Source organism: Nostoc sp. (assembly GCF_036917415.1).
Classification (GTDB): Bacteria; Cyanobacteriota; Cyanobacteriia; order Cyanobacteriales; family Nostocaceae; genus Nostoc.
On record NZ_JBALDJ010000125.1, the window covers coordinates 1 to 24,633 of the forward strand.

Here is a 24,633-nt window from a genome sequence, read left to right on the forward strand (position 1 = left end):
AATCTGTTAATTTAACTCGCAATGGAGCAGACATCTCGTAGAACCTGTTTTTTAGACCTTCTCTATCTTATATTTAATTATAACCACCTACTTACCCGATTTAATGAAAATACCTTGCTGGGGCGAACTCAACCCTCATCAAAAGGTGCCTTACTCAGCTTTGGCTACAACTTGGGGAGTAAATTTTACGGCGCCTCTAATTTTGAGTCAATGACTAGAGTCTTAAAGAATCGTGATTGGGCTAATATCCGCGAAACTTTCATCAAGTATCGCAATCCTGGATCAAATGTTGAGCAAGGACTTAGGAAACGAAGAGAAGCTGAAGCTGACCTATTCCTGAAACCCCACCCCTAATGGTTTAGCATTTAAAGTTTGAGGAATTAAGTTAGCGTAAACAGTAGAGAATCACAATCAATCTGCTTCAGTAGACAGAAAATGAAGGCACTTACCGCAGGACACAATTATGATTCGTAACAGCAAAAAGTATTCGCTCAACGTAGACAAAATGGGGCAAGATGTTGCGATTAGCATTTCTTTGGAAATAGAAATGAGTTCTGAGCTAATCGATTTGGTGTTGCGTGACTTAAGAAGCGATGCCAGAGACTTTAATGAAGCGCGCATCCTAACTGAAATCATCCGCGACCCTACAATCATCTATAGCCTCTGCCAACGCATAGAACAGGTTAAAAATCAAGGCATTAAATATCAAGAAACGGAGCATGAAGACCTGAGCAATCAACAGCCAAGAAATCCAGATTGGAACTTGTACACAGCAAGCCATACTTCAAACGACTCATAGCTGGACTTTTTAAAAGCGGATGCAAGTTTTGCGTGTTCAAGCTTTTGGCGATTATTGAAAAGTAAAGCTCCAAGGCGTTTTTAGGATAACAAAATTTTGCCGTTCCTTACTTATCTATGAACAGTTACAAGCAAGCATCATAAAAATGGCTAATATTGTATCTATTGAAGAAAAATATACAGAACTATGGCAAGGCTGCAAGGTGCAATCAAATCTCTTGCCAGAGTTAGAAAAAATTGCTGAGAAGCTGTATTACGATCGCGGCTTTTACGAGAAAATCGAGTGGTAGTATCCCAACTTACCTTGGTATTGGGCAGGAATCTTACACGCTAAGACGGATTTCCAGGGTTCTACGCAATTCTTCGATCAAATCACGCACAAGCTGAGTAAGATTCAGGGCGAACAGATACCACCAAAGCTCCCAGCTCGCTTATTCGCCTTCGATGCGTGCAACGACTTCCAGGGCAAAGATAGCCAGGGAATTACGCCGTTTGTTTGGGCTGGGACTAATCACACCAAGACTATTGATTCGGCTGCTGGTTGTGCGGCAATTTTGTACTTTCTGCAAGCGATAGGACTCAAAGATGACCAGACCGAGCAGGGGCAGTTTAATCTCAAAGTGACTTCTGACTCGGTATTTAAAAACTGCTCATTGCCCTCCAACAAGCTCGAGGCATCGGGAAAAACCAGTGTCAAAGCGGGGAGACAGTTGGAAATTACCGAGGTGGCGATCGCAGACGCTCACCATCTCCGAGTTATGCTCAAGGCTCCAGTTCTAAATCGGCACATTTGGTTTATCTATGGTGGGCATGTCCAGATTGACGGCTGCAAAATCGCAACAGTCCCGACCAAGCCTAAAACTCTAGAAGAGAAAATCGTTGCCTATTGCCAGAAGAAGGGCTACAAAATTGACAAAGAACCTGGATACAAGAATATTATCTACATCGAAGGCATGAATCCGGACGGAACGCTCAATGACAACGCCCTCAATGTCTGGAACGACCTCCGCATCGTGATTGAGTTTAAAGACGGCAAGCCTAAAATGATTGGTTGTTGGGAAGCCACAACAAACCCAGGTAAGTACTATACGTACAATCCCTTGAACACCAAGGGTGCGGCAATTATCGCCTTCGGGCAATACACCGCATGGCAGGTAGGAACTCACGGACAGGCTTGTCCTCATGAAGCTCTTGTGCAAACTGGTGGTTCGGTCACCGTCCATCGCGATGCAAATCGTTCAGGCAGCCGCGATAAAGGCAACTCTATAGACTCAGGTTCTTTTGGCATTAACCAACATTGGGGAGGTGATAACCCTAAGTCCGATATAGGAAGATGGAGCGCTGGCTGTCAAGTAGGCAGGACAAAACAGGGACATCGTGAGTTCATGGCTATCATTAAATCAGACCTACGCTACAAAACTAACCATAGTTTCACCTTCACTAGTACCATTATTGACGGCAAAGACCTCCTAGCACAGTTCCCTGCAAGTTGATGTTCTCCTGACGACCCGAACCATATCTTGCGATCGCTCGTGTGCAAGGGTTCGGTGAACCCCACCAAGCGGGTGAAATTTGGTGTCACGGCTTTAATGCTCTTTCATCACTCTAAGCAGAGGAAAATAAGAAATCCCTAGATCGAATAATTTCAGTTGCACTTGACTTAATAAATCCTCAACATTTAAGAAACTGGTTTGCTAATTGCTGCTACTGTACCTCATAACAGCCGGAAATGCTGTATACCCCTCCCAACCTCTCCTCAACAGGGGATGTGCTACAAGCGATGGGGTTATTTTTATGCGTCTTAATCTAAAAATGGTATTAAATAACTTTTCGCTGGCATAATCGAAAATGCACGATTTTATCTCATTACTATTTTATGCACATTAGAAGTGGAATAGCTTACACCTCATCCGCACGGAACAAATGCTTGCGAAAAAATAGCCAAAACAACGTCGCCCAAGGTATTACTGTATGAAAAAATCAAGGGCATCGTCCGATAACTACCACCAACGCCTGCAAGGGCGAGAGATTCAAGGGCATCGTGACTCGCCCGCTCATCGCTAACATCGCCAGGATTATTTGGTTCAATTGCCGCATGGTTGTAGCGTTGGTCTGCGGTAGCAGGCATTGTAACAGTGATAAGATATCGGGCATGAGCTGCTTGTATTGTTTGAGTTGTCGTTATGAGAGACAATAACTCTACTACGGCAGCCCTATCTCTTGATACTCTTTTTTTGGCGAAGGTATTGATACTGGGAAATACAAATGCAGTTCTGTCTATTTCGGAAATATATCACACACATTAAAGTCAACACACCAACTGATGCAATTTGATACCCAACTGCTACCACGCATTAATGCCACATCCAAAAGAGAAAATGGTAAACAATATTATGTAGATGCCAAGGGAAATCGCTTTCCTAGCGTGACTACAATACTTAATGCCACCAAGTCACAAGCAGACCGAGACAGATTATTAAACTGGAAAGCGCGTGTTGGTACAGAAGAAGCTACCCGCATTACTACATCTGCTAGTCGTCGGGGAACCCAAACACACAAACAAATTGAGCGCTACCTCCTTGGACAAAACCCTGTTTGTCCCGAAGCGAGTCGTCCTTATTGGGAGAGTATCAAGCCAGTTTTAGAAGAAATCGACACAGTTAGACTTGTGGAAGGCTCAGTTTTCCATCATAATTTGAGTTATTCTGGCAAAGTTGATTGTATTGCCAGCTATCAAGGTATTCCCTGTATTTGCGAGTGGAAAACAGCAGACAAACCCAAAGGCTCAATTGAGTATTTATATGAACATCCACTGCAACTTACGGCATACATAGGAGCAGCTAACGAGTATTATCGAGATTATGGCATTCAGCTAAAGCACGCTCTGTTGGTAGTAGCGATTCCAGAAATGCCAGCTGAGGTATTTTGGTTTGAATCAGCAGTCATTAAAGATTACTGGGAGCAGTGGGAAGAAAGAGTTGCCCAATATTGGGAACGCAGAAGTGTTTGGGGTTAATCAGTGAGATTGGACAATTACCGAAAGACTGCATTTCGTAACGTGAAGTAAATTTTCACAAGTATAGGACTTACGCAAAAACCCTCTCAAACTGTCATTTCTCCGTGACCTCTGCGTCGCGCCAGTTGCTTCAAGTCGGGGAACCCGCCCAACGCACTGGCTTCTCTGTGGTTCGTTTTCCGTTACCTGTGTGTAAGTCCTAAAGTAGTAACAACAAGCAATCTAACCTTGTAATGGCAAGACAGTAATTAATCCCGAAAATCTAGCAAAATCACTTGTGTTGTGAGTGAGTAACTGAGGAATGCCATAAACTAGCATCGTGGCAACAATATTTGCATCATGAACTTGCTTACCACCGCTAAAAATTTCCTCCATGAGCGTCAGTAGCCTTTCTGTCTACCTGAGAATTATCTTCAGCGACCCGAAAGCGGTTATAGAAATAGCGGAGATCCTGAATTACTATTGCAATGGGTAGTGGGTTGGTAAATTGTTGCGGACGTGTAAGGGTAGCCAAATATTCCCGCAACACTTGTCGGCTAATCCACAAATCAACCCCTGCATCATAAAAACCTTGGATAGCCTCAATAGCAGCTTGGTGAAATGGCGACTGAATTTGGCTAGCGTACACCAAGATGTTCGTGTCCAGAAATACAGAGTTAGCGTCCCCAATCACCATACATATCCTCACGTCTTAGAGAAAGATTCTCAGGCCAAAGTCCACAATTATGCACAGGAAAGTTTAGAGGAGGACGCTTTTCCTTACTTTCTGCTTTCTGTGCCAAAGGCTTTTCATCAATTACTATTACCACCTGATGCTCACCCTCTGGAATATCCAATGGTAATTGCGCTGTAATTTTACCATCTTTGGTAACTGTGGCAATTGTTTCTATACTTTTCATCTCATTTCTCCTTGTTCAAAGTGACTAGGGATTGGGGACTGGGGATTAGGGACTAGGGATTAGGCTGAAGATGCAGAGGGGCAAATAGCAAGGAGAAGAATGAAAACTTCTTCTTTCCTCCCCAGTACCCAGTACCCAGTCCCCAGTCCCCTTGTTCAATCCATTACAGCTAACACAGCTTTCGGCAATAACTTATCTTTAAACCAAACAATTCTGGCGGGGACATCATTTAATTTTACTCCCGCTTTTTCTAAATTAAGTCGCTCAGAAATTGCCAAAATCAAGTCATCACGTCCAGCCCGCCGCACCTGAGAAAACTTCTTTTGTAAATATTCAGGTCGCCAATAACCAACAATTTCTAACAAGAAGGTGCGTCCATCAGGATGCACCAAGCGAAAATCAGGAATCATTACGCTACCAGGAATTGGGATCAAATCAACTTCTCGCTCTAACGCCCAACCACTTTTCAACGCATCCCATTTATCAGCAAAAGATGCTTCTAACATACTATCGTAGGGCTTACCTGGTGGATAGTGGGATACTAAACCACATTCAGAATTGAGAGTAAAACGTCCAGTTTTCCAAGTATTTGTATAAGCGTCACGAGATTGGAGAATCGAAGAAAGACTCCATTTAGTAACGTGAAGTAAAGCCGGAATCAGTTTAGCGATCGCTAACCCATATCGTGTACTAGAATTAAACAAACTCGTCGGACCATCTATCGTAATTGTAAACCCGTGGTCAGCATCACCCTCAATATAAGCCATCAATTGAAACAACTTTAAATAGCGAAATAACAGCTTATATTCTCCTGGAACATTACGATGAGCATTTAACACCAATTGACTGGCCTTATAAAACACACCCTGCACCTGAGATAAGTTATATCTATTTAACAAATCTGGCGCTGTTGGTGCATCAAAAACAGTCAAAATCTTATTTTCAGATAAATCAGCATATAGTCCATTACGAACCTGTTCCAATAAAACTTCCCGCTCAAGTTCTTGAGTTAACTCATCAGCAACTTTACTCAGAGTAACTTGTGTTGATTCTCGACTAGAAACAGACTTTGCAGCCAAAGAAAACACCCGTTCTCTTAACATTTGTGGTTCCAGAGGACTAACCACCTCAAAAGTGCCAAAACTGCTTTTGAGAATATAAGCTAATCCCCGCTTCACCCGATAATCTGTAGAATCTCCTTCAAAATCAGTCAGTTGTCGCTCAAGCACACCCTGAGTTTTCCCTACTGCTGATTGAAAATAATTAATTAACTCAATCGCCAACTCCGAAGTTTTTTGATCAATCTTCAGTCTCTTCGGAATAATCTCCTCCCCGTTTTGGCGATGCATCAGTAAATCTGTCGGTAACATCTGAATTTTGAATTTTAGATTTTGAACTTCCGGTTGAATAATTAATTTCTAACTGTTCCGCAGCCCTCAAACTCCGTTCCTTCCCACTCCCATACACAACCTGTAACTTACCTTTCCTCTCTTCTTCCTCTCTGCGTCCTCCGCGCCTCTGCGGTTCGTCTCTCCTCTCCCCCCTTCGCCGCGCCGAAGTCCCCTCCTCACTCGTATCCTCCGCCACCACCTCATATAAAATCGCCTGCTTATTCTCAATATTCCCCTTCCGTAAAACCCTCCCCAATCGCTGAGTATACTCCCTAGCCGAACCTGTTCCCGATAAAATAATTGCCACAGAAGCCGCAGGTACATCAACCCCTTCATTCAACACATGAGAAGCAGCCAAAGTATTATATTTACCCTCTCGAAAGTTTGTTAATATCTCATGCCGTTCCTTCACAGGAGTTTGATGAGTAATTGCCGGAATTAGCAACTCTTGAGAAATGCGGTAAACCGTGGCATTATCCGCAGTAAAAATCAAAATTCTTGCCGGATAATGTTCTGCTAATAAATTAACCAAAATCCGCAACTTCCCATCAGTACCCAAAGCGATATCTTTCGCTTCTCGATGCGCTAACATCGCCCTACGTCCAGATTGCGATCGCGCACTCATTTGCACAAACATTTGCCAACCTTGCAGACTCCCCAAAGAAATCTTTGATTGCTTCAAAAAGTCGTTGCGAGTTTGAATTAACTGGTTATATCTTTCCCGTTCAAGTTGCGATAACTTAACCTTAATTTGAACAATTTCATGTTCTGCTAACGCTTTACCCGCCAAATCTTCAGCGCGTTTGCGATATACTTCTTGACCAATGAGGATATTTAAGTCAGCGTGTTTACCATCGGTGCGTTCCGGTGTCGCGGAGAGTCCCAGGCGATAAGGTGCGATCGCATATTCAGCAATTACCCGATTAAAATCTGTCGGTAAATGATGACATTCATCAAAAACAATCAACGCATATTGATTTCCTAACGTCTCAGCATGAATTGCGGCACTATCATAAGTTGCAACTAAGATAGCTGTTCTATCCCGCGAACCACCTCCTAGCAATCCCACCTCAGCATCGGGGAAAGCCGCTACTAAATGTGCATACCACTGATGCATCAAATCCAAAGTTGGCACTACAATCAGCGTCGTGCGTGGCGTTGACTGCATCGCCATTTGCGCCAAATAAGTCTTTCCTGCCGCCGTAGGAAGTACAACCACCCCTTGTCTACCCGCCAGTTTCCAAGCCGCTAACGCCTCAGTCTGGTGAGGATAGGGTTCCATTTCCAGAGTGGGAACCAAATCTACAGGATAAAATTCCTTTGCCTCATCGATAAAATTAACATCTTCCGCCTGTAGTGCTTCCACTAGCGATCGGTATCTAATTGCTGGGATGCGGAATTTTTCAACTCTATCATCCCACGTAGCATAGTCCATCCAACCTTTGCCGCGTGGTGGTGGATGCAAAATTAATGTGCCACGATCAAAATTTAATGTAGGGGTACGAGCCATGATTATTGGGTATTGGGCATTGGAATTAGGGCAGAGGTGACAGGTGATAGGTGATCGGGAATAATCTCTACCCTGTAACCTGTACCCTATTCCCTTCTTTAGTCACTAGTCTATTGATTACTAATAACGCAAAAAGTGCATGATTCATCCAACTAATTCCAACAAAACCCAACTAGATGCGTTTATTAGTCAAGGAATGTCCCATCGGCAAACCAACAATAACTTTGCCGAATCCTACAAAGAACAGCGACAGAGCTTTTTGCTGAAACGGCTGTAATTGCAGCCGCAGATTGTATTGATAGCTGGCTTGACTTTAATAGCTTTTTTTCTTTGGGTAAATTCACAATTAGAAGGCAAGATATATACCTTTAAAATTGGTATTGTAGTAGAATTATTCACTCTTATTTGTTGGGGTTTATGCAAAAATTGTATCGGTCGCCGCTATCTTGATTTAATTTTTTTGAGTTTATGCTGGTCTGTAACTTGTGTTGTCTAAATTGACATAGCTTTGCTGTTCAATAATCTAGAACCGAGACTCGCCCTTGCTTTTCCTGACCTGTTGGTGGGTGCATGGTGAACCGTTAAGTTATAACCGAAATTCTCTTGGTAAATTACGACAAAAAGTTGGGCTATTAATTAGTAAAAATACTTCTATAAATAATCCAAACATTTAATCATTTCATACAATGAATGATGAGTGTACACAGTCTTGCTATTTGTGATTCGCCATAAAACTTGTTCGTAGTTTGATATAACTTCCACTGAGATTTGTGTTTGCGTAGCGTCTTCTAGAGTGGAAGACCTTGCACTTTGAGTAACTAAAAATCCTACTCTTTCTAAAGCACGAATAGTCCACATGGTTGCAATACCCTCACCTATTAAATGAATTTCTCCTTTGTGGGGTATGTGGAGATGAAATTCCCCGGAAGCAATATCAAACTCTACGCCTTCACTACAGAAAGTATCAGCAAATGCACCACTCAACACTAAATCTTCCGGTGCGCCAACGTGTAAAATTCCATTAGTTGATAACAGCCAAACTTTATCAGCCAGACGCAAAGCTAAATCTAAATCGTGGGTAGAAAGGAGAATTGCTTGATTAGTTTCCCGTGCTAACTGGCGTAACAACTGCATAATTTCCACCCGTCGCGGTAAATCTAGAAATGCTGTTGGCTCATCAAGTAACATAACAATAGGTGACTGAGCCAAAGCACGCGCAATCATAATTTTTTGCCGTTCACCGTCACTTAATTCGCTAACTTGGCATTGTGCTAAGTGTACTGCTCCCACAGACTTGATTGCCCAATGTACTATTGCTTCATCTTCGGGTGTCAAATTTCCCCACCAGTCAGTGTAAGGATATCGTCCCAAACTCACCAAGGTGTAGGCTGATAGCATTCCTACATCAACTTTCTCTGTAAGTACCAAACTCAGACGTTTGGCTAAATTCTGTGGTTGTAAATGATAGATGTTTTCGCCTAAGAGTCGGACTTCACCATCGATTGGGGGTTGCATTCCGGCGAGCGATCGCAGTAATGTAGATTTCCCCGCACCATTTGGGCCGAGTAAGCAAACAAGTTCCCCAGCTAAGAGAGATACAGAAATATCCGATGCAACACACCGAACAGTTTTTCGGGATGTTTTATAACCAATAGTCAAATTGTGAATGGTTAAAATCGCATCATTCATGAGGGAAAAGACTTTTGGGAATTACGCCGCAGGATTACCCAAGTAACAACAGGAGTTCCTATCAAAGCCGTGACAGCATTTAAAGGTAAAACCATTTGACTTACCCCAAGTTGGGAAAATAAATCTGCAAACAATGCTAAGATTGCACCCATCATTGTTACACTAGGGATTAATATCCGATGGTCGGAAGTATTGAACAGACTACGGCATAGATGGGGAATTGCTACACCTAAAAATGCGATAGGACCGCAAAAAGCGGTAATTGCTCCTGCTAATATAGACGCGCTGGTAATAATTGAAAATCTGCTTTTTTGCACTGTTAAACCTAGACTACGTGCATAAGATTCACCAAGTAAAAGTGCATTCAAAGATTTTGATTGCAACACTGCTCCTAATAAACTCAAAACTATCACAGGAATTAAAACAACTAACTGTCTCCAAGTCACCCCAGCAAAACTACCAAAAGTCCACATGATATAACTTTGAATGCGTTCTTTCGAGCTAAACTGCAACAAAATACTAACAATTGCACTAGTAGCATAACCAAACAATAAACCTAAAATTAGTAGTGTCATCGTATCTTGTACTCGGCGAGAAACAACTAACATCATCCCCAAAACTGATGCAGCACCGAGACTTGCTGCTATGACTAAACCAAAATCACTAATGATTCCCAAATCTGCTAATAATGTTGGTGTCGTAGCACTTGTTGTCAGCACAACTAACGCTACACCTAAACTTGCGCCAGAACTAATACCCAATACAAAAGGCCCAGCTAAGGGATTTTTAAATAGGGTTTGCATTTGTAAGCCACTTACACCTAAAGCTGCACCCGCTAAAGTTGCAGTTAAAGCTTTAGGTAGGCGAAATTTGAGAATAATATGAGTCCATATCAATTTTTCTGCTTTTTGTCCAAACAAAATTTTTATTACTTCATTCAGGGGAATATCAACTGAACCTAAAGCCAAATCTAAGAAAAAGGCAAATATTAAACCTGTAAGTAAACTTGAGAAAATAATGATTTTTATAGCCGGAGCTTTTTGATTTAATAAGGGGTTTTTAAATTTAGATTTTTCGTTTAACATGATTAAATAAGTTTGCGGTAATAAAATAACTGATGATTAGATAATATCTCTGGATGTAATATTTTAATCAAGTCAGATAAAATCATATCTGGGTTACTAATTCCGCCTTCCCAGTAATCATTACCTCCACTTTCATTAACACGGGCATTATTATTGTAAAGATTGCCTGTTTTCACAGCCTTAAAATCAGCATAGCGATTATCTTCTGCTACTAAATCTTTTAAATACTGCCAAGATTGGCTAACATTCAACCAGTAGTCAGCATTGGCTGCACGTTCCAAAACAACTTCAAAAGATAAAGGTAGACTACCAGAAGATTTATCATCACTCCAGAGATAGTTACCTCCAGCATCAGCAAGATATTTGGCTACATAACTATTCCCACCAGGCATAAACCAAGTACCTTTAAAATTGAATCCCACAAATACAGTTGGACGATTTTTTACAGATTTAGCTTTTTGAGTGACTTGTTCATATCTATTGGCAATTTCACTAAATATTTTTTCTGCTTGCTCATCTTTATTAAAAAACAGAGCAGTAAATTTTAACCATTCGCTTCTCCCCAGTGGCGTGTCTTCCATATATTCAGAATTTATCCCCACTTTCAAACCCGCCTCTGTGAGTTTAGTGTAACTATCAGTCTGGTAATTTCCAGTACCAAAAGTTGTTACCAAATCAGGATTTAATTCTAGTACTTTCTCTATATCCACATTTGAATTATCACCTATTTGTGTTACCTTTCCGGCTTTAATTCTCTTGACTACATCAGGAGTATTGACTTGTTTACTATTACTAATACCAATCAATTTATCAACTACACCTAATTTTGCTAGATGAGGTAAATGAGTAGTAGATAGAGAAACTATGGAATTAATGGGAATTGTAATTACCTGTATTTGATTAAATCCTTTTGGTGTGGGAGTTCCACATTGGACTAAAACATATTGAAACTTTGTGGTGGCATTCTGCCAAGGATTTTTTATAGTGACGATTTTGTAGTGTTTATGATACTCTACTGCCAAGCCTGTTGCATGATTAATCTTGATTTTATTAGGGAAGTAATCAGTATTAGGGTCATATTTTTGAATACAGCCGTTATTATTGGTATTTGTAGATGTGTTAATTGCTGTACTATGACAAGCAACAATTAAAGTGGCAATTAAAAAGAATTGACATAAAAAAATAATGGGTTTTAAGTGAGGTAATTTTACCAATTTCATGGTTTTTTGGAGAAATGTCATTTTTATATCAAGCAGAGGAGTCGGTGTGTTGCGAGGTTTCCCCACTTTGTAGCAACTGGCGTCGTGCAGAGAAAAATGCTAATAAAACTGCTTTATATCTTTGTGTGAGATTTCAAAAATGATAAATTATATGGAATCTGGTGGATAGCAGTGTTCAATAACTTTGTTACCTTTTACCAAATGTTCATTCACAATAGTTTCAGCTATATTTGAGTTAACGCGAGTGTACCAAATCCTATCATCAGAATAAAATACAACTGGCCCTAATTGGCAAACTTCCAAACAGCCAGATGTTCTCACTTCCACGTCTACACCTGCTTTTTCCACTGCTGATTTTAAAGCATTAAATGTGGGTTGCCATTTGCGTGAAGGAAGACAGCGAGTAGAAGTGCAAACTGAGATATAAGAATGCTTCAATGGATTTTTTGTAAACGGTATTGGTTTGTTTCCCAATACATAAATATCTCGCAGTTCCTCATAAAGAGCTAACTTTGATAAGTTAGGCTTGCCTTCTGGTAATAAATTTTCACCTTCTACATACGGATTTGGCAAGAAAATAGTCATGAGGTTTTCATCTGCACCATTCCAAAAATCGATTCCCCAACTTCTAGGGATACCTTCTGCATTAAACCGTCGATAAAATGCAGCACGATTTACTTGACGTTGTTGCCTTAATTCCAAAGGAGTTTTACAATGAGGGCCACCTAAATTAGCCTCTATACATAGGTGCAAATGCCAGCCTTCTGTGACTACTGTGAGATATCCATCATAGAGGATACAGATTTTGGGTGGAGCATTAAATTCTAATTCTAATACACCTCCTTGAACAATATGCCCTACCCCTACCTGCTGCCAATTTTGCTGAAATAAAGTGTAGAGTAGCGACGACAAAACATCGGTACTAGAATCAAAATATTCATATTCAATAGACCCCTCCGTAGATAAAGCCTCAATCACAACCTTATTTACTGGTGTCACCCAACAATTAAATTCAGTCATTCAAAACTCTCCTCTGCGTGAAAAAAACTCTTTCCCTCAAAACGTAGAACTCAACCCAACCTGAAAAACCCTCCCCCCGTCGGGATAACCAGGAAATAATTGGTATCTCTGGTTAAATATATTATCCACACTACCTGTTAATATTAAGGTATCACTGAGATTAACTCGCATTTTGAAATCAAAAGTAGTATAACCAGACAAAAATTCTGTATTAGTATTGTTTGTGGGATATGCACCCAAAGAATGCATTAGTATTCCAGCATATAAGCCTTGACGAGTTTCATAAGAAAGTCCTGCATTTAAACTATCTGCGCCAGCGAACCGTAATTCTTTATCAACTTCGGCAGAATTTGTACTTCTCAAAATCTGGGGATTATTTGCTGTATAACTAACAAAAGCATAGAGATTTTTCGCTAACTGCAAATTGAAAACTGCTTCAATCCCCGTAGTACGAACTTTACCAATATTTTCATAAGTAGCTACCGGAACAGCAAAATTATAGGCGATTAAATCTGATATTGTGTTGTTGAAATAGGTCAAGCGCAATAAACCAAAGTTGCCTAGCTTCTGGTCAATTCCGATATCATAACTATCGCCTTTCTCTGGACGAAGATTAGGATTACCAACATAAGTACTACCATTTGCATACAAGCTGAAAAGATTCGGCGCACGGAAATTCTTGATATAATTAGCTCTAAGGGTGGTAGAATCTGTAAGAGCAAATTTTGCTCCTACGCTCGGTGATGTAAAAAAGCCATTTGTCAAGCTGCTAAAATCCTGGCGTAAACCTAAGTTGGCAGTGAAACTAGGGGTAAAGTTAATTTCATATCTAGCAAATAGCGCTCCTTGACTAATACTATCGTCGTAAGTGACTGTTTTTGCATCAACAGAAAAGTCGAATGTACTATTAGTAGCTGAGACATTGCGGTAATCAAAGCCATAAACTAAGGTTTGATTATTAGCAAATTTCCAACTGTGTTGTGCTTGCAATCCATAAGAAGCTTGCCTGTTATCATATCGTGCTTGGGATGAATTGCGACTATCAAAACGAGTGTTAAGGAAATCTGCGTAAACTCTTGCTGTTAGCAGTGAATCATCCCCACCTCCTAATTTTGAGTTCCAGATTAAATCAGTGAGAACTTGGTCTGTGTATTTGCGATCGCTATCCGTCAACGAGTTAAAATAGCCTTGACCAAATAATGGTTCAGGAATGGGGACTCCTCCTGGTACTCCTTGGTCTTTACCTAAATATAGGGTTGAAAGGGTTAGAGTATCGCGCTTTCCTAAATTCGCCGACAACTTAACATTAAAGTTGTTGTAGAGAACATCATTATTTTCCCTGGTTCCCTCGAAGTTCGCCTCTGGGATAGAAAAAGGATAATTATTTTCAGCTTCGGTACGGTTGTAACCTACAACCCAACCAATATCTCCTATTTTTCCGCTACTGTTGATAGTCTGCTGATTTAACCCATATGCACCAAAAGTAACTCCCGCTTGCGTTGTCACTTTTTCTGTAGGACGACGAGTAATAATATTAATCACCCCTCCAATTGCATCAGAACCATAAAGGGTAGAACCACCACCAGGTAATACTTCGATTCTTTCAACGATATTGGTAGTAAATTCTGAAAGGTCAAAACCACCAGAACCAAGTTCGTTAATTGGTCTACCATCAAGCAAAATCAAGACTTGTGCAGAGTTAGAACCTCGGATAAATTGACCGCTTAAGGCGTTTACTTCTGTGCCAACAGTACCATCAGGCAAGATACCTGGAAGGAATTTTAGCGCTTCTCTGACAGTTTTAGCACCCTGCGCTTCTATTTCTTCACCTGTAATCACGTAAACCGGACGGGTGGAATCTTTTACTGTCCCCTCGCGGCGAAAGGGTGAATAAACGGGTTCATTCAATAGCTTGTCGATGACTGTTAATTCAATATCTGGTTCTTCTGTGGATGCTGGAGTATTTTCAGGTGTTACTTGTGCAACTGGTTGTAAGTCTCTTGCAGAACCTTGGTGCTTGGGAAACTCAGATATTTGTGGAATTTGATTAGCAATGGCTACATTTCCTCCACATACCATCCCATAGATTACGGTAAAAACGAAGATTTTTAAGAAAAATTCGCAATAATTTATTACACGGGAAGTGGACATGAAACTCCTCGTTTTCAGTAAAGACAGGTATTTATTTGTGATATGAGTTTTTGGGATTTAGGCTTTAACTAGCTTGCTGCAATGCATTACTATACCTAAACCATGTTGGATACTATATTGGATAGCAAAAAAGACCTTGTGGTATTCCTTGTAGATACCCAAATTCCTATAAGACTATCTAAAATTGAGTGTCGTTACTAACAGCGAAGCGAATTAGTAAAACTTGCAGAGGGTACTGTCTTAAAACGATATTTGTACCCATGAAATTCTTTAAGCAAATGTATCATCTGTGCCTCGCAGATAAATGTTTTGTGTCTAGAGTGAGTCGGCGGGTATTCTGACTTTGAGACTACGTTATCTTTGTCTCATTACAGCTGCGGGACAGCGCCGGATTTACACCGAACTTTCCCCCTTGCGCCTGATGGCTGCTCCCCATCAGAACCGACAGTTATGTGTCACATTACCATAGTTATTGTCTGCATGTAAATTTCGATTAGTAACAATTTTAATTCTCTAGATCGCTTACTGAATATGGAATTATACTTAGTATTACAGTGAACACGGATAAAGTCAATCCCCTAACTGTTAGTAAAGGGGACTTTGCGGACATTGTAGATTTAATTTTGTCAGGTATCTGACGTTCCTAACGTATTTTTGTGGAGGCTACAAAATAGAAGTTTTGCATTTCGTTTAATCGACATTTATTAAGGTAACTGAGTTAATTTTGGTTGGTCTAAGTATGTATATACCAACTGAGAAACTTGACGAACAAAATCCCTACCTCTGGTGTCATTGTAAGGTCTTCTCACAAAAATCCCTGCTAAGTAACGCTTGCCATTGGGCATCTCAATAATACCTGCATCCCCAATAACAAACCCAATATCCCCTGTTTTATGAGCAATTACTGCTCCCGAACCCAAACCAGCTGCCAGCAACTTTTTGTTATGACAATGATTTAAAATGTCTAAAGCCTGGGAGCGACTTACATCTGAAATTAACTTATGATACTGAATCAATGCTGACAATTTTACTAAGTCGGCGGGACTGGTCGTATTTGTTCCCTTGAAATCTCCCAGTAAATGACGAATTACAGTATTTTTCAATCCCCAACTGTGAAACCGCTGATTTAATTTTGCCTTACCACCCAAACGGTCAATAATCATGTTTGTGGCGGTATTATCGCTAATACTAATCATTTTGTTTATAGTTTGCAGCACAGTTTAGTTTTTGATTATCAGGCTGAAGATTATCGGCTTTTGCCATAAAAAGGCGATTGAAAGTCGCCAGATGAGCATTTCTATTACAGTTTTGACGTTGACAATTTAAAGGGTCTTCTTGATTAATCTCCTTTTGATAACTGCCAGAGTTGGATGGAATAACATAAATGGCTCTCAAAAATTGCGCGTGCTGCTAACCCCTCGACAACCAACTTTTCCAGCCAGCGCTTAAATGCCCAACGACCGAGTGAGTATAATGGTGGAAGTGCGATCGCCACAACATCAGCAATATATTTGACCGTTGTCAGCCCAAAAGTACGGAAGTTATCAACACACAAGTCAATTGTTGGTGCAACTTGAGTGGAGATGTCCTCAGTCTTAATTAACTTGAATCCAGCCTGCACTAAAGCCGCCTGTAGTTCACTGGCGACATGACAATTAGAAAAAATACCTTCTTGGTATTCGGCATCGAAACGCATCATGTCTGCAAGCAGCAGGTAGCCACCACTATCCAGTAAACGAGCCGCACCTTGAGCTAAATCAAGAGCAGCAATATACTGGCTGCTTTCGCTAAATAAGATTAGGTCGTAGGAATTTGAGGAGTGAAAATCTTCAAATCTCGTTAAATAGAAAGGTACTTGACCATTGGTATTTTGAAAAAATCTCTCTTGCTGGAGTGCGTCGGGTGCTAATCCCTCAACACTGAAACCGCGTGAGCACAAATATGCTGCGTTACCTCCAATCCCACAGCCTACGTCAAGCACAGTTTTTATCCCAGAGGGGATAAAACTCAAAAGTTTGGCTGTATATGCAGCTTGCGCTACACGCAGGCGAGTTAGAGTTAATTCTTCACCCACAGTAGGTAGTGGTTCCCAATACCCGTAATGGAGATAGGAGGAATTTGTGAGTCCCATGTAATAATCTATCGCTGCATTTTGGTAGCGAGTTGCTTTGGGAATATTGCTTGATTTTGGCTTGAGCATTGAGGACTAAAGTAAGTTTTAGGGTATTAGGCTTGGTTTAAATTCTGACCAACGCTTGCAAACTTGTTCGTAGCAATCGGGTGGAGTAATTTTTAGTTGGTGTAAAAAATTAACCTCAATCTGAGGTTCAGCCTTTAGCACCAGAAGAATATCTTGATGGGGATTGTATGTTGCGATCGCAGGGAAAATTGATGAAATCATGGATGAACAGATTGATTGTGATATAAATCCGCCATCCTGAAACGATCTTAAGTAAAACCTAATCAGATCGGAGGGGAGAAATTGGAGGGTGAAGGGAACTGTATCAACACTTGTAATTGTCGAGTGAGCAACTTTAGTATCCACATCACAAATGACAACTCCCCGCCCAAATGACTGAAATCCTTTCCATCCTGTGTAACCGATTACGAGCAGATTATTATGAATAAAGCTGTTTTGCCAGTAGCCGAAATTTCCTTGCCAAACACTATTGGATGGTCGCATTGACTTCCTCCCCCAACACAATTGACTCAATGTGAACCTGCTCAAGCTCTCGTCCAATTAATACTAATCGTGTTTGACGGGGTTCTTGGGGTTGCCAAGTCCGGTCATAAAAGTAGTCAAATCGATTACCAACTCCCTGTAATACTAGACGCATGGCTTTGTTTGGAACTGCTACAAATCCCTTAATTCGATAAATTTCTTGCTGTTGCACCAATGTTTGCAAGCGTTTGACTAAGACAGTCGGCTCAAATGCCTGGTTTAGCAGTAGTTGTACTGAATTAATCCCTTCATCATGTTCGTGTTCGGCTTCGTTGTCGTGGTGACTGGGACGACTATCCAAGTTGTCTTCTACCGCAGCGTTGAAACCGAGTAACAAATCGCCACTGATTTTACCGTCCTGACAAGGAATGACTTTTACACCAGGGGACAAGTTCTGCTTTAGCCACTTCTGCACCCTAACTTGCGTTGGGAAATCAACGCGATCGCTTTTAGTCAGCAACACCAAGTCAGCACAAGCAAGCTGATCTTCAAACAGTTCCTCAATCGGTGTTTCGTGTTCTATGCTAGAGTCAGCTTGTCTTTGTGCTAAGAGGGCTGCTAAATCGCCTACATATTGATTAGTTGCTAAGGCTTCACAGTCCACCACAGTAATTACGCTGTCTACTGTCGCGCCTGTGCGAATTTCCGGCCAGCGAAATGCTTGTACCAATGGTTTTGGTAGTGCTAGTCCAGAGGTTTCAATTAACATACAGTCAAGGCTGGCGCGTCGCTGAAGTAATTCTTGCATCGCTGGGAGAAATTCTTCTTGCACCGTACAGCACAGGCAACCGTTGGTGAGTTCAACAATATTACTGTTGGAGTCTTCTTCATCGTCACAAATTCGGCAGTCACGCAAAAGTTCGCCATCAATTCCGATTTCTCCAAATTCATTTACTAAAACAGCAATGCGTCGTCCCTGATTGTTTTGCAGTAAATGGCGAATTAACGTCGTTTTGCCTGCACCTAGAAATCCTGTAATCACTGTGACGGGAATTTTTTGCATATAAAGTATGTTGTTTGTTGAGCGTTAATTTTGCGATGTGTAGGAAGTAGTTCAAACCGCAGATATCACACAGGATGCCAGCGTTGAAATCCAATTTTGCTGACTGTGCAGTATATCTCTTGCAAACTATTAAAAATAACTGACCAATAAGGGTTCAGATTATAAAAAAATTAGCCATTACCAAATCACTCTTGATGTCCTTTGCGAAAAAGACTGACTAATTTTTACCTGGGGCAATGAGTGTTTAAGGAGGCAGGAGGACGTTCGCGTAGCGTCTCGAAGAGAAGGCAGTTCTTGCTGGAGGGAATCCCCATAAATAAATTTAGGGGATTTAACAATTGAGCGCTGTATTTTTTTGCGCCTACTCACTGAAATACATTTTTTACCTTTTTTCATAAATAAATTTACTTGCTCTGAAACCCTCGCTTGCAGAGGGAAAATAAATTCTTTCCTCCTGCCTCCAGCAAGAACTGCCCTCTGCCTTCTTCGGTCAAATCACCCAATACTACAGACAATTGTGCCTAGAAAAATTACACCAATAGGCGCAATTTTTACCGTAAATTAAGCGTCTATTGTCTTCTAGCAAGCCGTAACCTGAAATGCATCTTTGGCGCTATGAAGAAATAGAACCGATCGATTGTGAAAATATTTATAGTGGATAGTGGCATTCATCTATAACCTCGTAGATTGAAGCAGAAGTTAATTATTCGGCGGGCATTCTGACTCACAAGGCAAGCCTTGATTACAGCTGCGGGACAGCGCCGGGTTTACACCGGACTTTCCCCGTTTCCTCTAGTGGCTGTTCCCCACTAGAACCGAGATCCATTTGCATAGTAACACACTGTGATTTGCTTGCGTAAAAAGTCGATTAATTTTAAAAGCGATGATTTTGAGCGCATTTATCATGCAAGTTTCTTTTCCCTCTGCCCCCTGCTCCCCTGCCTACACAGCGATTGATTATTTTTTTAATTGGAAGTCCCTTATCTCGACCAGTACAGTGGTGAAGTGTTGCGAGTGGATAATATGTTTCCGATGTTGCCCTAATTTTGCTGGAATCGGACGAATCTGTTTTGCATATCGAGTTTCAAACACTTCCCAAGAACAATATTCCATTCCGTATTTTGGATTACCGCGTGCGAATTTACCGCAAAGATCCAACCAAACCAATGCGGCAAGTCGTGATTTACCTAAAGCAGACTAGCTCAGAGTTGGTTTATCAAACGAGTTTCACAATGGAACGCACACGCCATGAATTTGATGTTATTCGATTGTGGGAGCAACCTGCCTCACTCTTTTTGCAATATCCTGGACTATTGCCCTTTGCTACATTGGGACAGACTGCAAATCCAGCAGAGACATTACGCCAAGCAACTGAGATTGTAGATCGGATTGAAGACGCAACGACACAGGCAAATCTGATGGCGGCTTCGGCAATTCTGGCTGGGTTAAGATTAGAAGAAGAGGTGATTTCTAGCTTAGTACGGAGGGACATTATGGAGGAATCAGTCATTTATCGGTCTTTTCAGGAAGAGGCAGAGGCAAGAGCAGAAACAAGAAAGCAAAAAGAAATTGTCAATAATTCACTAAGGGAAGGCTTACCGATTGAGATCGTTGCTCGTGTAACAGGGTTATCAATTGAAGAAGTCCAACAACTTCAACAGCAATTTGCCGTAGTTCTTGAGAAAGTGACTGTAGCAAGAGTGATTGGGCTGAGTGTAAAAAGAAATGATCGCCCTTGAACATTTGTAGTGAGAATGCAGCATTTGTCTGCTTCCGCCAAGCTTGAAGTTCATTGCAATTAGCCTCTTGATCCTGTAAGCCACCAAAAGCAGTAATAGGACAATCAAGTAGTGACTCGGTAGCATATAGCAATCCTAAATGAGTCGTGAAAATCTCCGATTCCTCTCTCTGCGTTCTCTGCGCCTCTGCGGTTAATTTATTTTCACAAATGATTTAGGACTGCTATAGACATAAGTTTCTAGAACTTCAAAGTCTGCTCTTAGAATTGGGACAAGAAGTTGCATTAATTCGGCATTTTCCAGCAGTGCTTCGGGAGTACCATTGAGACGGCGTAGTTATTCTATGAACTCAGGCTCATTTAGAGCATGGATAGGTGAATCTGGATCGGGAATTTGTGGAGCGCGGCGGCCGGAAACAAACATATGTACTGGTTCAAGACCGTACTGTTTGCGGAGTAAACGGGCTAGCTCAAAACTAACGATCGCTCCCATGCTGTGACCAAAGAAGGCGAATGGCTTATTTAAATGTGGAAGCAAGGCGGGAGCAAACTGATTTCTTGTCAACGCTTGGGCGATCGCACCCACAAGAGGTTTTAGCCGCGAAAATGGGGCTGATATCATGTCCATTTGATTAGTTATTATTCCAGGCATCTATGCAAAAATCTTAAAACCCTCTTTCCCTCTGCCCCCTGCTCCCTGCCCCCTGCACTCTTAATGATAAGTCTTTTACCGAACATGATATGACTTCATCTGGGTTCCTCGTCCAGGAAGTTCAATAGAGCAAACTTCGACAGTTTTAGGTAGACTCTCAGCCCATGTGCGAAAAATTATAGAACTACCACCTGCATACGGGAAGCAGAATAAACGCACTGAAGCCTGAGGATTAGGTTTGGTATATTTTAGCCAAGAGTTAAATGTTTGTGTGGTTGTCATATTTTCATGTCGAAATTGCACTTTTTTCCGTGTACCCCTCCGGGGAAGCAAGCTACGCACAGTGGCGACCACAGGAGAAGACTGTCACAAGTCATTTATTCTTTTTCCGACAAGACCCTTGAAGAAGAATTTAGAATCCAGGAATCAGAATGAAGATGCTTTCTACAAGACGCTATTGCTAGCAAGATCCCCGTAGAAGTACGTTGCTTCGCTCAAGAGTCCAGAGTTTTTTTATCTTTGACTCTTGAGCTTGGACAACCTTTACGAAAAATCAAATGCGTTATAACTTACCCCCAGCAGCTTCTTCCATTTTCTTACGAAGACTAAGTGGTCTCATATCAGTCCAAACTTCTTTGATGTAATCTAGACATTCTTGTTTCAAACCACTTTTGCCAGCATCCTTCCAGCCGAGTGCGTTTTCTCGGTCAGCAGGCCAAATCGAATACTGTTCTTCATGATTGACTACAACTTTGTAAATTGTTGTGTCTTCTTTGTCGTCTTGGTACATAATTTGTCTCCTTCTATTTAATTGGCTATGCTTTCTAAGATTTGATAATCCAGTACTTCACTACAATAAGTTAGTAGCCGGTTGCTCTAGCCGTCGTTTACAGCTATTTTCAGGTAAATAGACCACGCGGTAGGGGCACAGCATTGCTCATTGGTGTCAACTTAACGCTAAACCCGCTTGGTGAAAACATTTTGCCCTCACCCCCAGCCCCTCTCCCAAGAGAGAGGGGAACCCTCATCCCCTAACCCCTTCTCCCAAGGGAGAAGGGGTTAGGGGATGAGGGCGTGAGAGATTTACAAAACGCCTGTCTGATATAGTTTTCGGCTGAAGTTGACACGTATGAGCAATGCTGTGCCCTTATGACAGATGTGGTTCAAATACATGAAAACTGCTGTAAGCAATAAAGTGCTTACTACTAACTCGTTTAACCTGTCATAATTACACTTGGCAGACTACTAGTACTAACTGCCTGTAATTCCTAATACTCGCATGAAGGCGAGAAGGAAACTACGTAATTAAGTTTGGACAAGGGTTTCAGGCATTTCAAATGGGTGGTTTATTTACCCCAATGTCTATTAGTCTAAGTCCCGTTAATAATTTGCACGGGGAAATCTCACGATTCCACTGGTTCAAGGTGTCCCTTACCTTCTAAACTTGCCAGTTCAATATCTGTAATACATCGAACTTTTACGTAATTCAGTGTTAAGTTTCCAACCAGATGAACCCTCCCTGTTTGATGCTCAAAGTCAGCTTCTTGCAAATTAGATGCTTCTGGGTCGAGTCTGACGCCTAAATCAGTACCTCCGCTAGTATTTGTGAATTTGATATGTACGTACCCTCGGTCAATACTTTCTTTCAGTGCTATAGCTGTTTTTTCGGGTCGTAAGCTTGCTTCAACAGAATGTTCCCCGGATGACAAACGTTGCACTAATTCATTCATACAGATGTCTCCCTCTTAAGAATCACTTTTGTTTTGATTTGTTGATGCTTGTACAAGTACAGGCTCGTAGACTGGAATCTCAAATGCTAAGGTTTTGTGGCAAAACTCCTTCCATTCGGAAGTTATATTGTCAAAAATAATATTCTCATCCTTGAAAATCCCATCAGTCACTACGTAATTTTCTTGTAGGTAAAGAAAGTCATCATCAGTTAACTGTCTATTAGTTTCGACTTCCTTACCCTCAACTGATTTGTTTTCTCTCTTTGTATTTTCAGCACACTCAGTCCACTGACTGAACTCACGTAATTTTTTCAAAGAGCAAGCTTTGCAATACTTTCCCATTGTTGCCATAGTAATACCTCAGTTCACATTCTTTTCGCTAGTGATGTTATCAGGCTATGTTTTAATATTTCAACAAAATTGGCAGAATTGGTCGTGCATCGAAATTTTTTTCTCTGATACCCTCGTCAAAGGTCAACTCTAGTAGTGGAGATTCACCTCGTTCAATAGCGACAGCACTATGTGTCTTAAGCAGAGACATAGCATCAGTCAAATGTTTGTCGCTATTAATTGTGATTTTTACGCTCGTTAGTTTTTTTACACCCAAGGGATGAGAAATTAACTTCTGATGCGCTGTTAATGAGGGATCAAGCCAAGCTGTCAGAGCAATACTGTCAGGAATCATAAAGCAAAAAGGTTCTTCCTGATTCACAAGATTTTCTGCTGCAAAACTAATAGACATCTGCGTAGGCGTAGCCCGCCGTAGGCATCGCATCCACTCAGACCAGTATAAATTTGAATGGGATCGCAAGTTGCCATGATTAAACTTCCTACGTAGACCGACACCAAAGGGTGATGCTCTTGTATGCTGCCCATGAAGACGACTTAGCGTATGAACGCCTGTGTGTACAGACTGCTGTTCCACTAAATGTTTATCTTCTATCCAAATTAACTCAAGATAGGTATTCTCAAAAAAAATTATTTTTGAGGCTGTTCCTTGTTTGAAATGTTGCACCGCCTGATTAGAGCAGTGAAGACCAAGTTCTTGAAGAACTGAAATACTTTCAGCGTCTTTGGTCGTACAGACAAAAATGTGATCTACCTCTAGAAAAAAATCATCCACGCTTACCTGGGGTGACGTTGTTTGCATAGCAACTAATACGAGGCTTTGATTTTTTTTGCTGGACTCAAATCTAGACTCTAGCTAGATAAAGAGATTTGCGTTGCTCAGGAACTCGTGTGTGGAAAGTTAACTCTTAGTCTCTAAGACTTATAACTTAGAGACTACTTTGGGTAAACTTTACTTACCCGTACTAAAACAAGTGGAGTTGTTGGAAGTGTAATAGATTACCGATCCCACAGGTGTTGTGCCACTAGTTAGGAATATTACTTAAGTCGAACTATACATAATTTTGGTATTAGAAGCTAGGTTTTATTTTTTGTCATTGTCAATAAAGTCAGTTCACTAAATCCAAAAGTTTTGCAAACTAAAAAAAGAATCAAGGTTTGCGCCAATGTTTGGGAAACTGGTAATCATCAGTGGTTGCGATGGCGCAAAGCACCCGCAATATGCGATCGCTCGTCAGTCAATCCATAACAAAGTTAGCCAACAGGTAGATTCTAAGGTGATTTTAGAGGATTGTATTACCAATCCCAAATCAAGGGCTGGTAAGACCTTTGAAAAACTTTTTGAGCTGCTGAATTTACTTAATAATAAAGATTATCATTAACTTGAGAAAATATCAAGCTACTGTACTTCCTTCTCCTTCTTGAGCGTGATGATTATTATTGTATAAAAAACTACGTCCACAAAAGGAATGGGGAGCAGAGGTGGCAGTAAATCTTTCCTCTGTGCCGTATACCTCTGCATCTTGTACGTTATGGCGCTTTCAAGAAATTTATTTCATTTAGACGTATTGATAAAAAATATTTAAATTTAACTTTCCACGGATAATAATCAATTCATAATTGACTATGATAAATTTTGTGTAGAAAATAGTTTAGATAAA

At 41.0% G+C, this 24,633-nt stretch carries 28 protein-coding genes, 2 pseudogenes and 2 riboswitches; of the genes and pseudogenes, 8 read left to right on the top strand and 22 right to left on the bottom strand.

Annotated features, from left to right (window positions below; translation table 11 throughout):
- Positions 1-21 precede the first annotated feature (21 nt).
- The 3 genes from V7K41_RS30775 (at position 22) to V7K41_RS30785 (ending at position 1,088) form a co-directional block, all read left to right on the top strand.
- The gene (locus V7K41_RS30775) at positions 22-354 is read left to right on the top strand and encodes a lysozyme (RefSeq protein ID WP_334854300.1); all 333 of its coding nucleotides are present in this window, start codon (positions 22-24) and stop codon (positions 352-354) included.
- Between the two features lie 109 nt (positions 355-463).
- On the top strand, positions 464-799 hold the full coding sequence (locus V7K41_RS30780) for a hypothetical protein (RefSeq protein WP_334854301.1): 336 nt from the start codon (positions 464-466) through the stop codon (positions 797-799).
- A 145-nt stretch (positions 800-944) separates the two neighbouring features.
- On the top strand, positions 945-1,088 hold the full coding sequence (locus tag V7K41_RS30785; protein WP_334854302.1) for a hypothetical protein: 144 nt from the start codon (positions 945-947) through the stop codon (positions 1,086-1,088).
- Positions 1,089-1,229: 141 nt separating this feature from the next.
- Here V7K41_RS30785 and V7K41_RS30790 read toward each other — a convergent pair whose 3' ends face one another.
- Positions 1,230-1,367: a hypothetical protein gene (locus V7K41_RS30790; protein ID WP_334854303.1), complete on the bottom strand. Its 138-nt coding sequence runs from the start codon at positions 1,365-1,367 to the stop codon at positions 1,230-1,232.
- 384 nt (positions 1,368-1,751) lie between these two features.
- Between V7K41_RS30790 and V7K41_RS30795 the strand changes: the two genes are divergently transcribed.
- Positions 1,752-2,291, top strand: a complete 540-nt coding sequence (locus V7K41_RS30795; protein WP_334854304.1) for a hypothetical protein — start codon at positions 1,752-1,754, stop codon at positions 2,289-2,291.
- A gap of 409 nt (positions 2,292-2,700) precedes the next feature.
- Here the strand turns inward: V7K41_RS30795 and V7K41_RS30800 are convergent.
- Positions 2,701-2,952: pseudogene (locus tag V7K41_RS30800) on the bottom strand (IS4 family transposase); the annotation flags it as partial.
- A 169-nt stretch (positions 2,953-3,121) separates the two neighbouring features.
- Here V7K41_RS30800 and V7K41_RS30805 point away from each other — a divergent pair.
- Complete coding sequence (locus tag V7K41_RS30805; RefSeq protein WP_334854305.1) at positions 3,122-3,814, top strand: PD-(D/E)XK nuclease family protein; 693 nt, start codon at positions 3,122-3,124, stop codon at positions 3,812-3,814.
- A gap of 222 nt (positions 3,815-4,036) precedes the next feature.
- Here V7K41_RS30805 and V7K41_RS30810 read toward each other — a convergent pair whose 3' ends face one another.
- The 5 genes from V7K41_RS30810 to V7K41_RS30830 all read right to left on the bottom strand — a co-directional run bounded on the left by V7K41_RS30810 (position 4,037) and on the right by V7K41_RS30830 (position 7,614).
- Complete coding sequence (locus tag V7K41_RS30810; RefSeq protein WP_334854306.1) at positions 4,037-4,189, bottom strand: hypothetical protein; 153 nt, start codon at positions 4,187-4,189, stop codon at positions 4,037-4,039.
- Positions 4,173-4,490: a type II toxin-antitoxin system VapC family toxin gene (locus tag V7K41_RS30815; protein ID WP_334854307.1), complete on the bottom strand. Its 318-nt coding sequence runs from the start codon at positions 4,488-4,490 to the stop codon at positions 4,173-4,175. The genes V7K41_RS30810 and V7K41_RS30815 overlap by 17 nt, the downstream gene beginning before the upstream one ends.
- Positions 4,471-4,713, bottom strand: coding sequence for a hypothetical protein (locus V7K41_RS30820; protein WP_334854308.1), 243 nt, complete (start codon positions 4,711-4,713; stop codon positions 4,471-4,473). The genes V7K41_RS30815 and V7K41_RS30820 overlap by 20 nt, the downstream gene beginning before the upstream one ends.
- 155 nt (positions 4,714-4,868) lie before the next feature.
- A complete protein-coding gene (locus V7K41_RS30825; RefSeq protein WP_334854309.1) occupies positions 4,869-6,083 on the bottom strand; it encodes a DUF790 family protein in 1,215 nt (404 codons plus the stop codon).
- On the bottom strand, positions 6,013-7,614 hold the full coding sequence (locus V7K41_RS30830) for a DEAD/DEAH box helicase (RefSeq protein WP_334854310.1): 1,602 nt from the start codon (positions 7,612-7,614) through the stop codon (positions 6,013-6,015). Before V7K41_RS30830 ends, V7K41_RS30825 begins: the two co-directional genes overlap by 71 nt.
- Before the next feature lie 139 nt (positions 7,615-7,753).
- Here V7K41_RS30830 and V7K41_RS30835 point away from each other — a divergent pair, with 139 nt between their 5' ends.
- Positions 7,754-7,891, top strand: coding sequence for a hypothetical protein (locus V7K41_RS30835; protein WP_334854311.1), 138 nt, complete (start codon positions 7,754-7,756; stop codon positions 7,889-7,891).
- Between the two features lie 374 nt (positions 7,892-8,265).
- Here the strand turns inward: V7K41_RS30835 and V7K41_RS30840 are convergent, their stop codons facing one another.
- The 9 genes and pseudogenes from V7K41_RS30840 to cobW all read right to left on the bottom strand — a co-directional run bounded on the left by V7K41_RS30840 (position 8,266) and on the right by cobW (position 18,504).
- Positions 8,266-9,303 carry an ABC transporter ATP-binding protein gene (locus tag V7K41_RS30840; protein ID WP_334854312.1) on the bottom strand — a complete coding sequence of 346 codons (1,038 nt, stop codon included), beginning with the start codon at positions 9,301-9,303 and terminating at the stop codon, positions 8,266-8,268.
- Positions 9,300-10,388 (bottom strand): iron ABC transporter permease, encoded by a 1,089-nt coding sequence (locus V7K41_RS30845; RefSeq protein WP_334854313.1) that lies wholly within the window; start codon positions 10,386-10,388, stop codon positions 9,300-9,302. Before V7K41_RS30845 ends, V7K41_RS30840 begins: the two co-directional genes overlap by 4 nt.
- 2 nt (positions 10,389-10,390) lie before the next feature.
- Positions 10,391-11,608 (bottom strand): ABC transporter substrate-binding protein, encoded by a 1,218-nt coding sequence (locus tag V7K41_RS30850; RefSeq protein ID WP_334854314.1) that lies wholly within the window; start codon positions 11,606-11,608, stop codon positions 10,391-10,393.
- 147 nt (positions 11,609-11,755) lie between these two features.
- Positions 11,756-12,628 (bottom strand): (2Fe-2S) ferredoxin domain-containing protein, encoded by an 873-nt coding sequence (locus tag V7K41_RS30855; RefSeq protein ID WP_334854315.1) that lies wholly within the window; start codon positions 12,626-12,628, stop codon positions 11,756-11,758.
- A 36-nt stretch (positions 12,629-12,664) separates the two neighbouring features.
- On the bottom strand, positions 12,665-14,779 hold the full coding sequence (locus V7K41_RS30860) for a TonB-dependent receptor plug domain-containing protein (protein ID WP_334854316.1): 2,115 nt from the start codon (positions 14,777-14,779) through the stop codon (positions 12,665-12,667).
- A gap of 310 nt (positions 14,780-15,089) precedes the next feature.
- Positions 15,090-15,240, bottom strand: a riboswitch (cobalamin riboswitch).
- A 243-nt stretch (positions 15,241-15,483) separates the two neighbouring features.
- A pseudogene (locus V7K41_RS30865) lies at positions 15,484-15,999 on the bottom strand (serine hydrolase); the annotation flags it as partial.
- Between the two features lie 119 nt (positions 16,000-16,118).
- Complete coding sequence (locus V7K41_RS30870; protein ID WP_334854317.1) at positions 16,119-16,979, bottom strand: class I SAM-dependent DNA methyltransferase; 861 nt, start codon at positions 16,977-16,979, stop codon at positions 16,119-16,121.
- Between the two features lie 18 nt (positions 16,980-16,997).
- A complete protein-coding gene (locus V7K41_RS30875; RefSeq protein ID WP_334854318.1) occupies positions 16,998-17,462 on the bottom strand; it encodes a hypothetical protein in 465 nt (154 codons plus the stop codon).
- A complete protein-coding gene (gene cobW, locus V7K41_RS30880; protein WP_334854319.1) occupies positions 17,446-18,504 on the bottom strand; it encodes a cobalamin biosynthesis protein CobW in 1,059 nt (352 codons plus the stop codon). The genes V7K41_RS30875 and cobW overlap by 17 nt, the downstream gene beginning before the upstream one ends.
- Before the next feature lie 692 nt (positions 18,505-19,196).
- Positions 19,197-19,339, bottom strand: a riboswitch (cobalamin riboswitch).
- Between the two features lie 235 nt (positions 19,340-19,574).
- Here cobW and V7K41_RS30885 point away from each other — a divergent pair.
- Positions 19,575-20,243 carry an Rpn family recombination-promoting nuclease/putative transposase gene (locus V7K41_RS30885; RefSeq protein WP_334854320.1) on the top strand — a complete coding sequence of 223 codons (669 nt, stop codon included), beginning with the start codon at positions 19,575-19,577 and terminating at the stop codon, positions 20,241-20,243.
- A gap of 336 nt (positions 20,244-20,579) precedes the next feature.
- On the opposite strand, the gene V7K41_RS33070 is transcribed toward V7K41_RS30885, so the two are convergent.
- From V7K41_RS33070 to V7K41_RS30915, 6 genes are all read right to left on the bottom strand, one after another.
- Positions 20,580-20,870, bottom strand: coding sequence for a thioesterase II family protein (locus V7K41_RS33070; RefSeq protein ID WP_442943316.1), 291 nt, complete (start codon positions 20,868-20,870; stop codon positions 20,580-20,582).
- A 99-nt stretch (positions 20,871-20,969) separates the two neighbouring features.
- Entirely contained in the window at positions 20,970-21,176 is a 207-nt protein-coding gene (locus V7K41_RS30895) for a thioesterase II family protein (protein ID WP_442943317.1), read from the bottom strand.
- 280 nt (positions 21,177-21,456) lie between these two features.
- On the bottom strand, positions 21,457-21,684 hold the full coding sequence (locus tag V7K41_RS30900; RefSeq protein WP_334854321.1) for an MbtH family protein: 228 nt from the start codon (positions 21,682-21,684) through the stop codon (positions 21,457-21,459).
- A gap of 613 nt (positions 21,685-22,297) precedes the next feature.
- Complete coding sequence (locus V7K41_RS30905; RefSeq protein WP_334854322.1) at positions 22,298-22,624, bottom strand: MbtH domain protein; 327 nt, start codon at positions 22,622-22,624, stop codon at positions 22,298-22,300.
- Between the two features lie 15 nt (positions 22,625-22,639).
- The gene (locus tag V7K41_RS30910; protein ID WP_334854323.1) at positions 22,640-22,975 is read right to left on the bottom strand and encodes a hypothetical protein; all 336 of its coding nucleotides are present in this window, start codon (positions 22,973-22,975) and stop codon (positions 22,640-22,642) included.
- 52 nt (positions 22,976-23,027) lie between these two features.
- Complete coding sequence (locus tag V7K41_RS30915) at positions 23,028-23,774, bottom strand: VOC family protein (protein WP_334854324.1); 747 nt, start codon at positions 23,772-23,774, stop codon at positions 23,028-23,030.
- A 364-nt stretch (positions 23,775-24,138) separates the two neighbouring features.
- On the opposite strand from V7K41_RS30915, the gene V7K41_RS30920 reads away from it, so the two are divergent.
- Positions 24,139-24,354, top strand: coding sequence for a hypothetical protein (locus V7K41_RS30920; RefSeq protein ID WP_334854325.1), 216 nt, complete (start codon positions 24,139-24,141; stop codon positions 24,352-24,354).
- Positions 24,355-24,633 lie beyond the last annotated feature (279 nt).

Excerpts from the sequence above, each read along its gene's own strand:
- V7K41_RS30915 (WP_334854324.1), bottom strand. The coding sequence starts at position 23,774 with ATGCAAACAACGTCACCCCAGGTAAGCGTGGATGATTTTTTTCTAGAG.
- V7K41_RS30830 (WP_334854310.1), bottom strand. The coding sequence starts at position 7,614 with ATGGCTCGTACCCCTACATTAAATTTTGATCGTGGCACATTAATTTTG.
- V7K41_RS33070 (WP_442943316.1), bottom strand. The coding sequence starts at position 20,870 with ATGGACATGATATCAGCCCCATTTTCGCGGCTAAAACCTCTTGTGGGT.
- V7K41_RS30895 (WP_442943317.1), bottom strand. The coding sequence starts at position 21,176 with ATGACAACCACACAAACATTTAACTCTTGGCTAAAATATACCAAACCT.
- V7K41_RS30900 (WP_334854321.1), bottom strand. The coding sequence starts at position 21,684 with ATGTACCAAGACGACAAAGAAGACACAACAATTTACAAAGTTGTAGTC.
- V7K41_RS30775 (WP_334854300.1), top strand. The coding sequence starts at position 22 with ATGGAGCAGACATCTCGTAGAACCTGTTTTTTAGACCTTCTCTATCTT.
- V7K41_RS30810 (WP_334854306.1), bottom strand. The coding sequence starts at position 4,189 with ATGGAGGAAATTTTTAGCGGTGGTAAGCAAGTTCATGATGCAAATATT.
- V7K41_RS30850 (WP_334854314.1), bottom strand. The coding sequence starts at position 11,608 with ATGAAATTGGTAAAATTACCTCACTTAAAACCCATTATTTTTTTATGT.
- V7K41_RS30835 (WP_334854311.1), top strand. The coding sequence starts at position 7,754 with ATGATTCATCCAACTAATTCCAACAAAACCCAACTAGATGCGTTTATT.
- V7K41_RS30780 (WP_334854301.1), top strand. The coding sequence starts at position 464 with ATGATTCGTAACAGCAAAAAGTATTCGCTCAACGTAGACAAAATGGGG.
- V7K41_RS30840 (WP_334854312.1), bottom strand. The coding sequence starts at position 9,303 with ATGAATGATGCGATTTTAACCATTCACAATTTGACTATTGGTTATAAA.
- V7K41_RS30875 (WP_334854318.1), bottom strand. The coding sequence starts at position 17,462 with ATGCGACCATCCAATAGTGTTTGGCAAGGAAATTTCGGCTACTGGCAA.
- V7K41_RS30825 (WP_334854309.1), bottom strand. The coding sequence starts at position 6,083 with ATGTTACCGACAGATTTACTGATGCATCGCCAAAACGGGGAGGAGATT.
- V7K41_RS30845 (WP_334854313.1), bottom strand. The coding sequence starts at position 10,388 with ATGTTAAACGAAAAATCTAAATTTAAAAACCCCTTATTAAATCAAAAA.
- V7K41_RS30805 (WP_334854305.1), top strand. The coding sequence starts at position 3,122 with ATGCAATTTGATACCCAACTGCTACCACGCATTAATGCCACATCCAAA.
- V7K41_RS30910 (WP_334854323.1), bottom strand. The coding sequence starts at position 22,975 with ATGGCAACAATGGGAAAGTATTGCAAAGCTTGCTCTTTGAAAAAATTA.
- V7K41_RS30860 (WP_334854316.1), bottom strand. The coding sequence starts at position 14,779 with ATGTCCACTTCCCGTGTAATAAATTATTGCGAATTTTTCTTAAAAATC.
- V7K41_RS30855 (WP_334854315.1), bottom strand. The coding sequence starts at position 12,628 with ATGACTGAATTTAATTGTTGGGTGACACCAGTAAATAAGGTTGTGATT.
- V7K41_RS30905 (WP_334854322.1), bottom strand. The coding sequence starts at position 22,624 with ATGAATGAATTAGTGCAACGTTTGTCATCCGGGGAACATTCTGTTGAA.
- V7K41_RS30870 (WP_334854317.1), bottom strand. The coding sequence starts at position 16,979 with ATGCTCAAGCCAAAATCAAGCAATATTCCCAAAGCAACTCGCTACCAA.
- V7K41_RS30795 (WP_334854304.1), top strand. The coding sequence starts at position 1,752 with ATGAATCCGGACGGAACGCTCAATGACAACGCCCTCAATGTCTGGAAC.
- V7K41_RS30815 (WP_334854307.1), bottom strand. The coding sequence starts at position 4,490 with ATGGTGATTGGGGACGCTAACTCTGTATTTCTGGACACGAACATCTTG.
- V7K41_RS30920 (WP_334854325.1), top strand. The coding sequence starts at position 24,139 with ATGTTTGGGAAACTGGTAATCATCAGTGGTTGCGATGGCGCAAAGCAC.
- cobW (WP_334854319.1), bottom strand. The coding sequence starts at position 18,504 with ATGCAAAAAATTCCCGTCACAGTGATTACAGGATTTCTAGGTGCAGGC.
- V7K41_RS30820 (WP_334854308.1), bottom strand. The coding sequence starts at position 4,713 with ATGAAAAGTATAGAAACAATTGCCACAGTTACCAAAGATGGTAAAATT.
- V7K41_RS30785 (WP_334854302.1), top strand. The coding sequence starts at position 945 with ATGGCTAATATTGTATCTATTGAAGAAAAATATACAGAACTATGGCAA.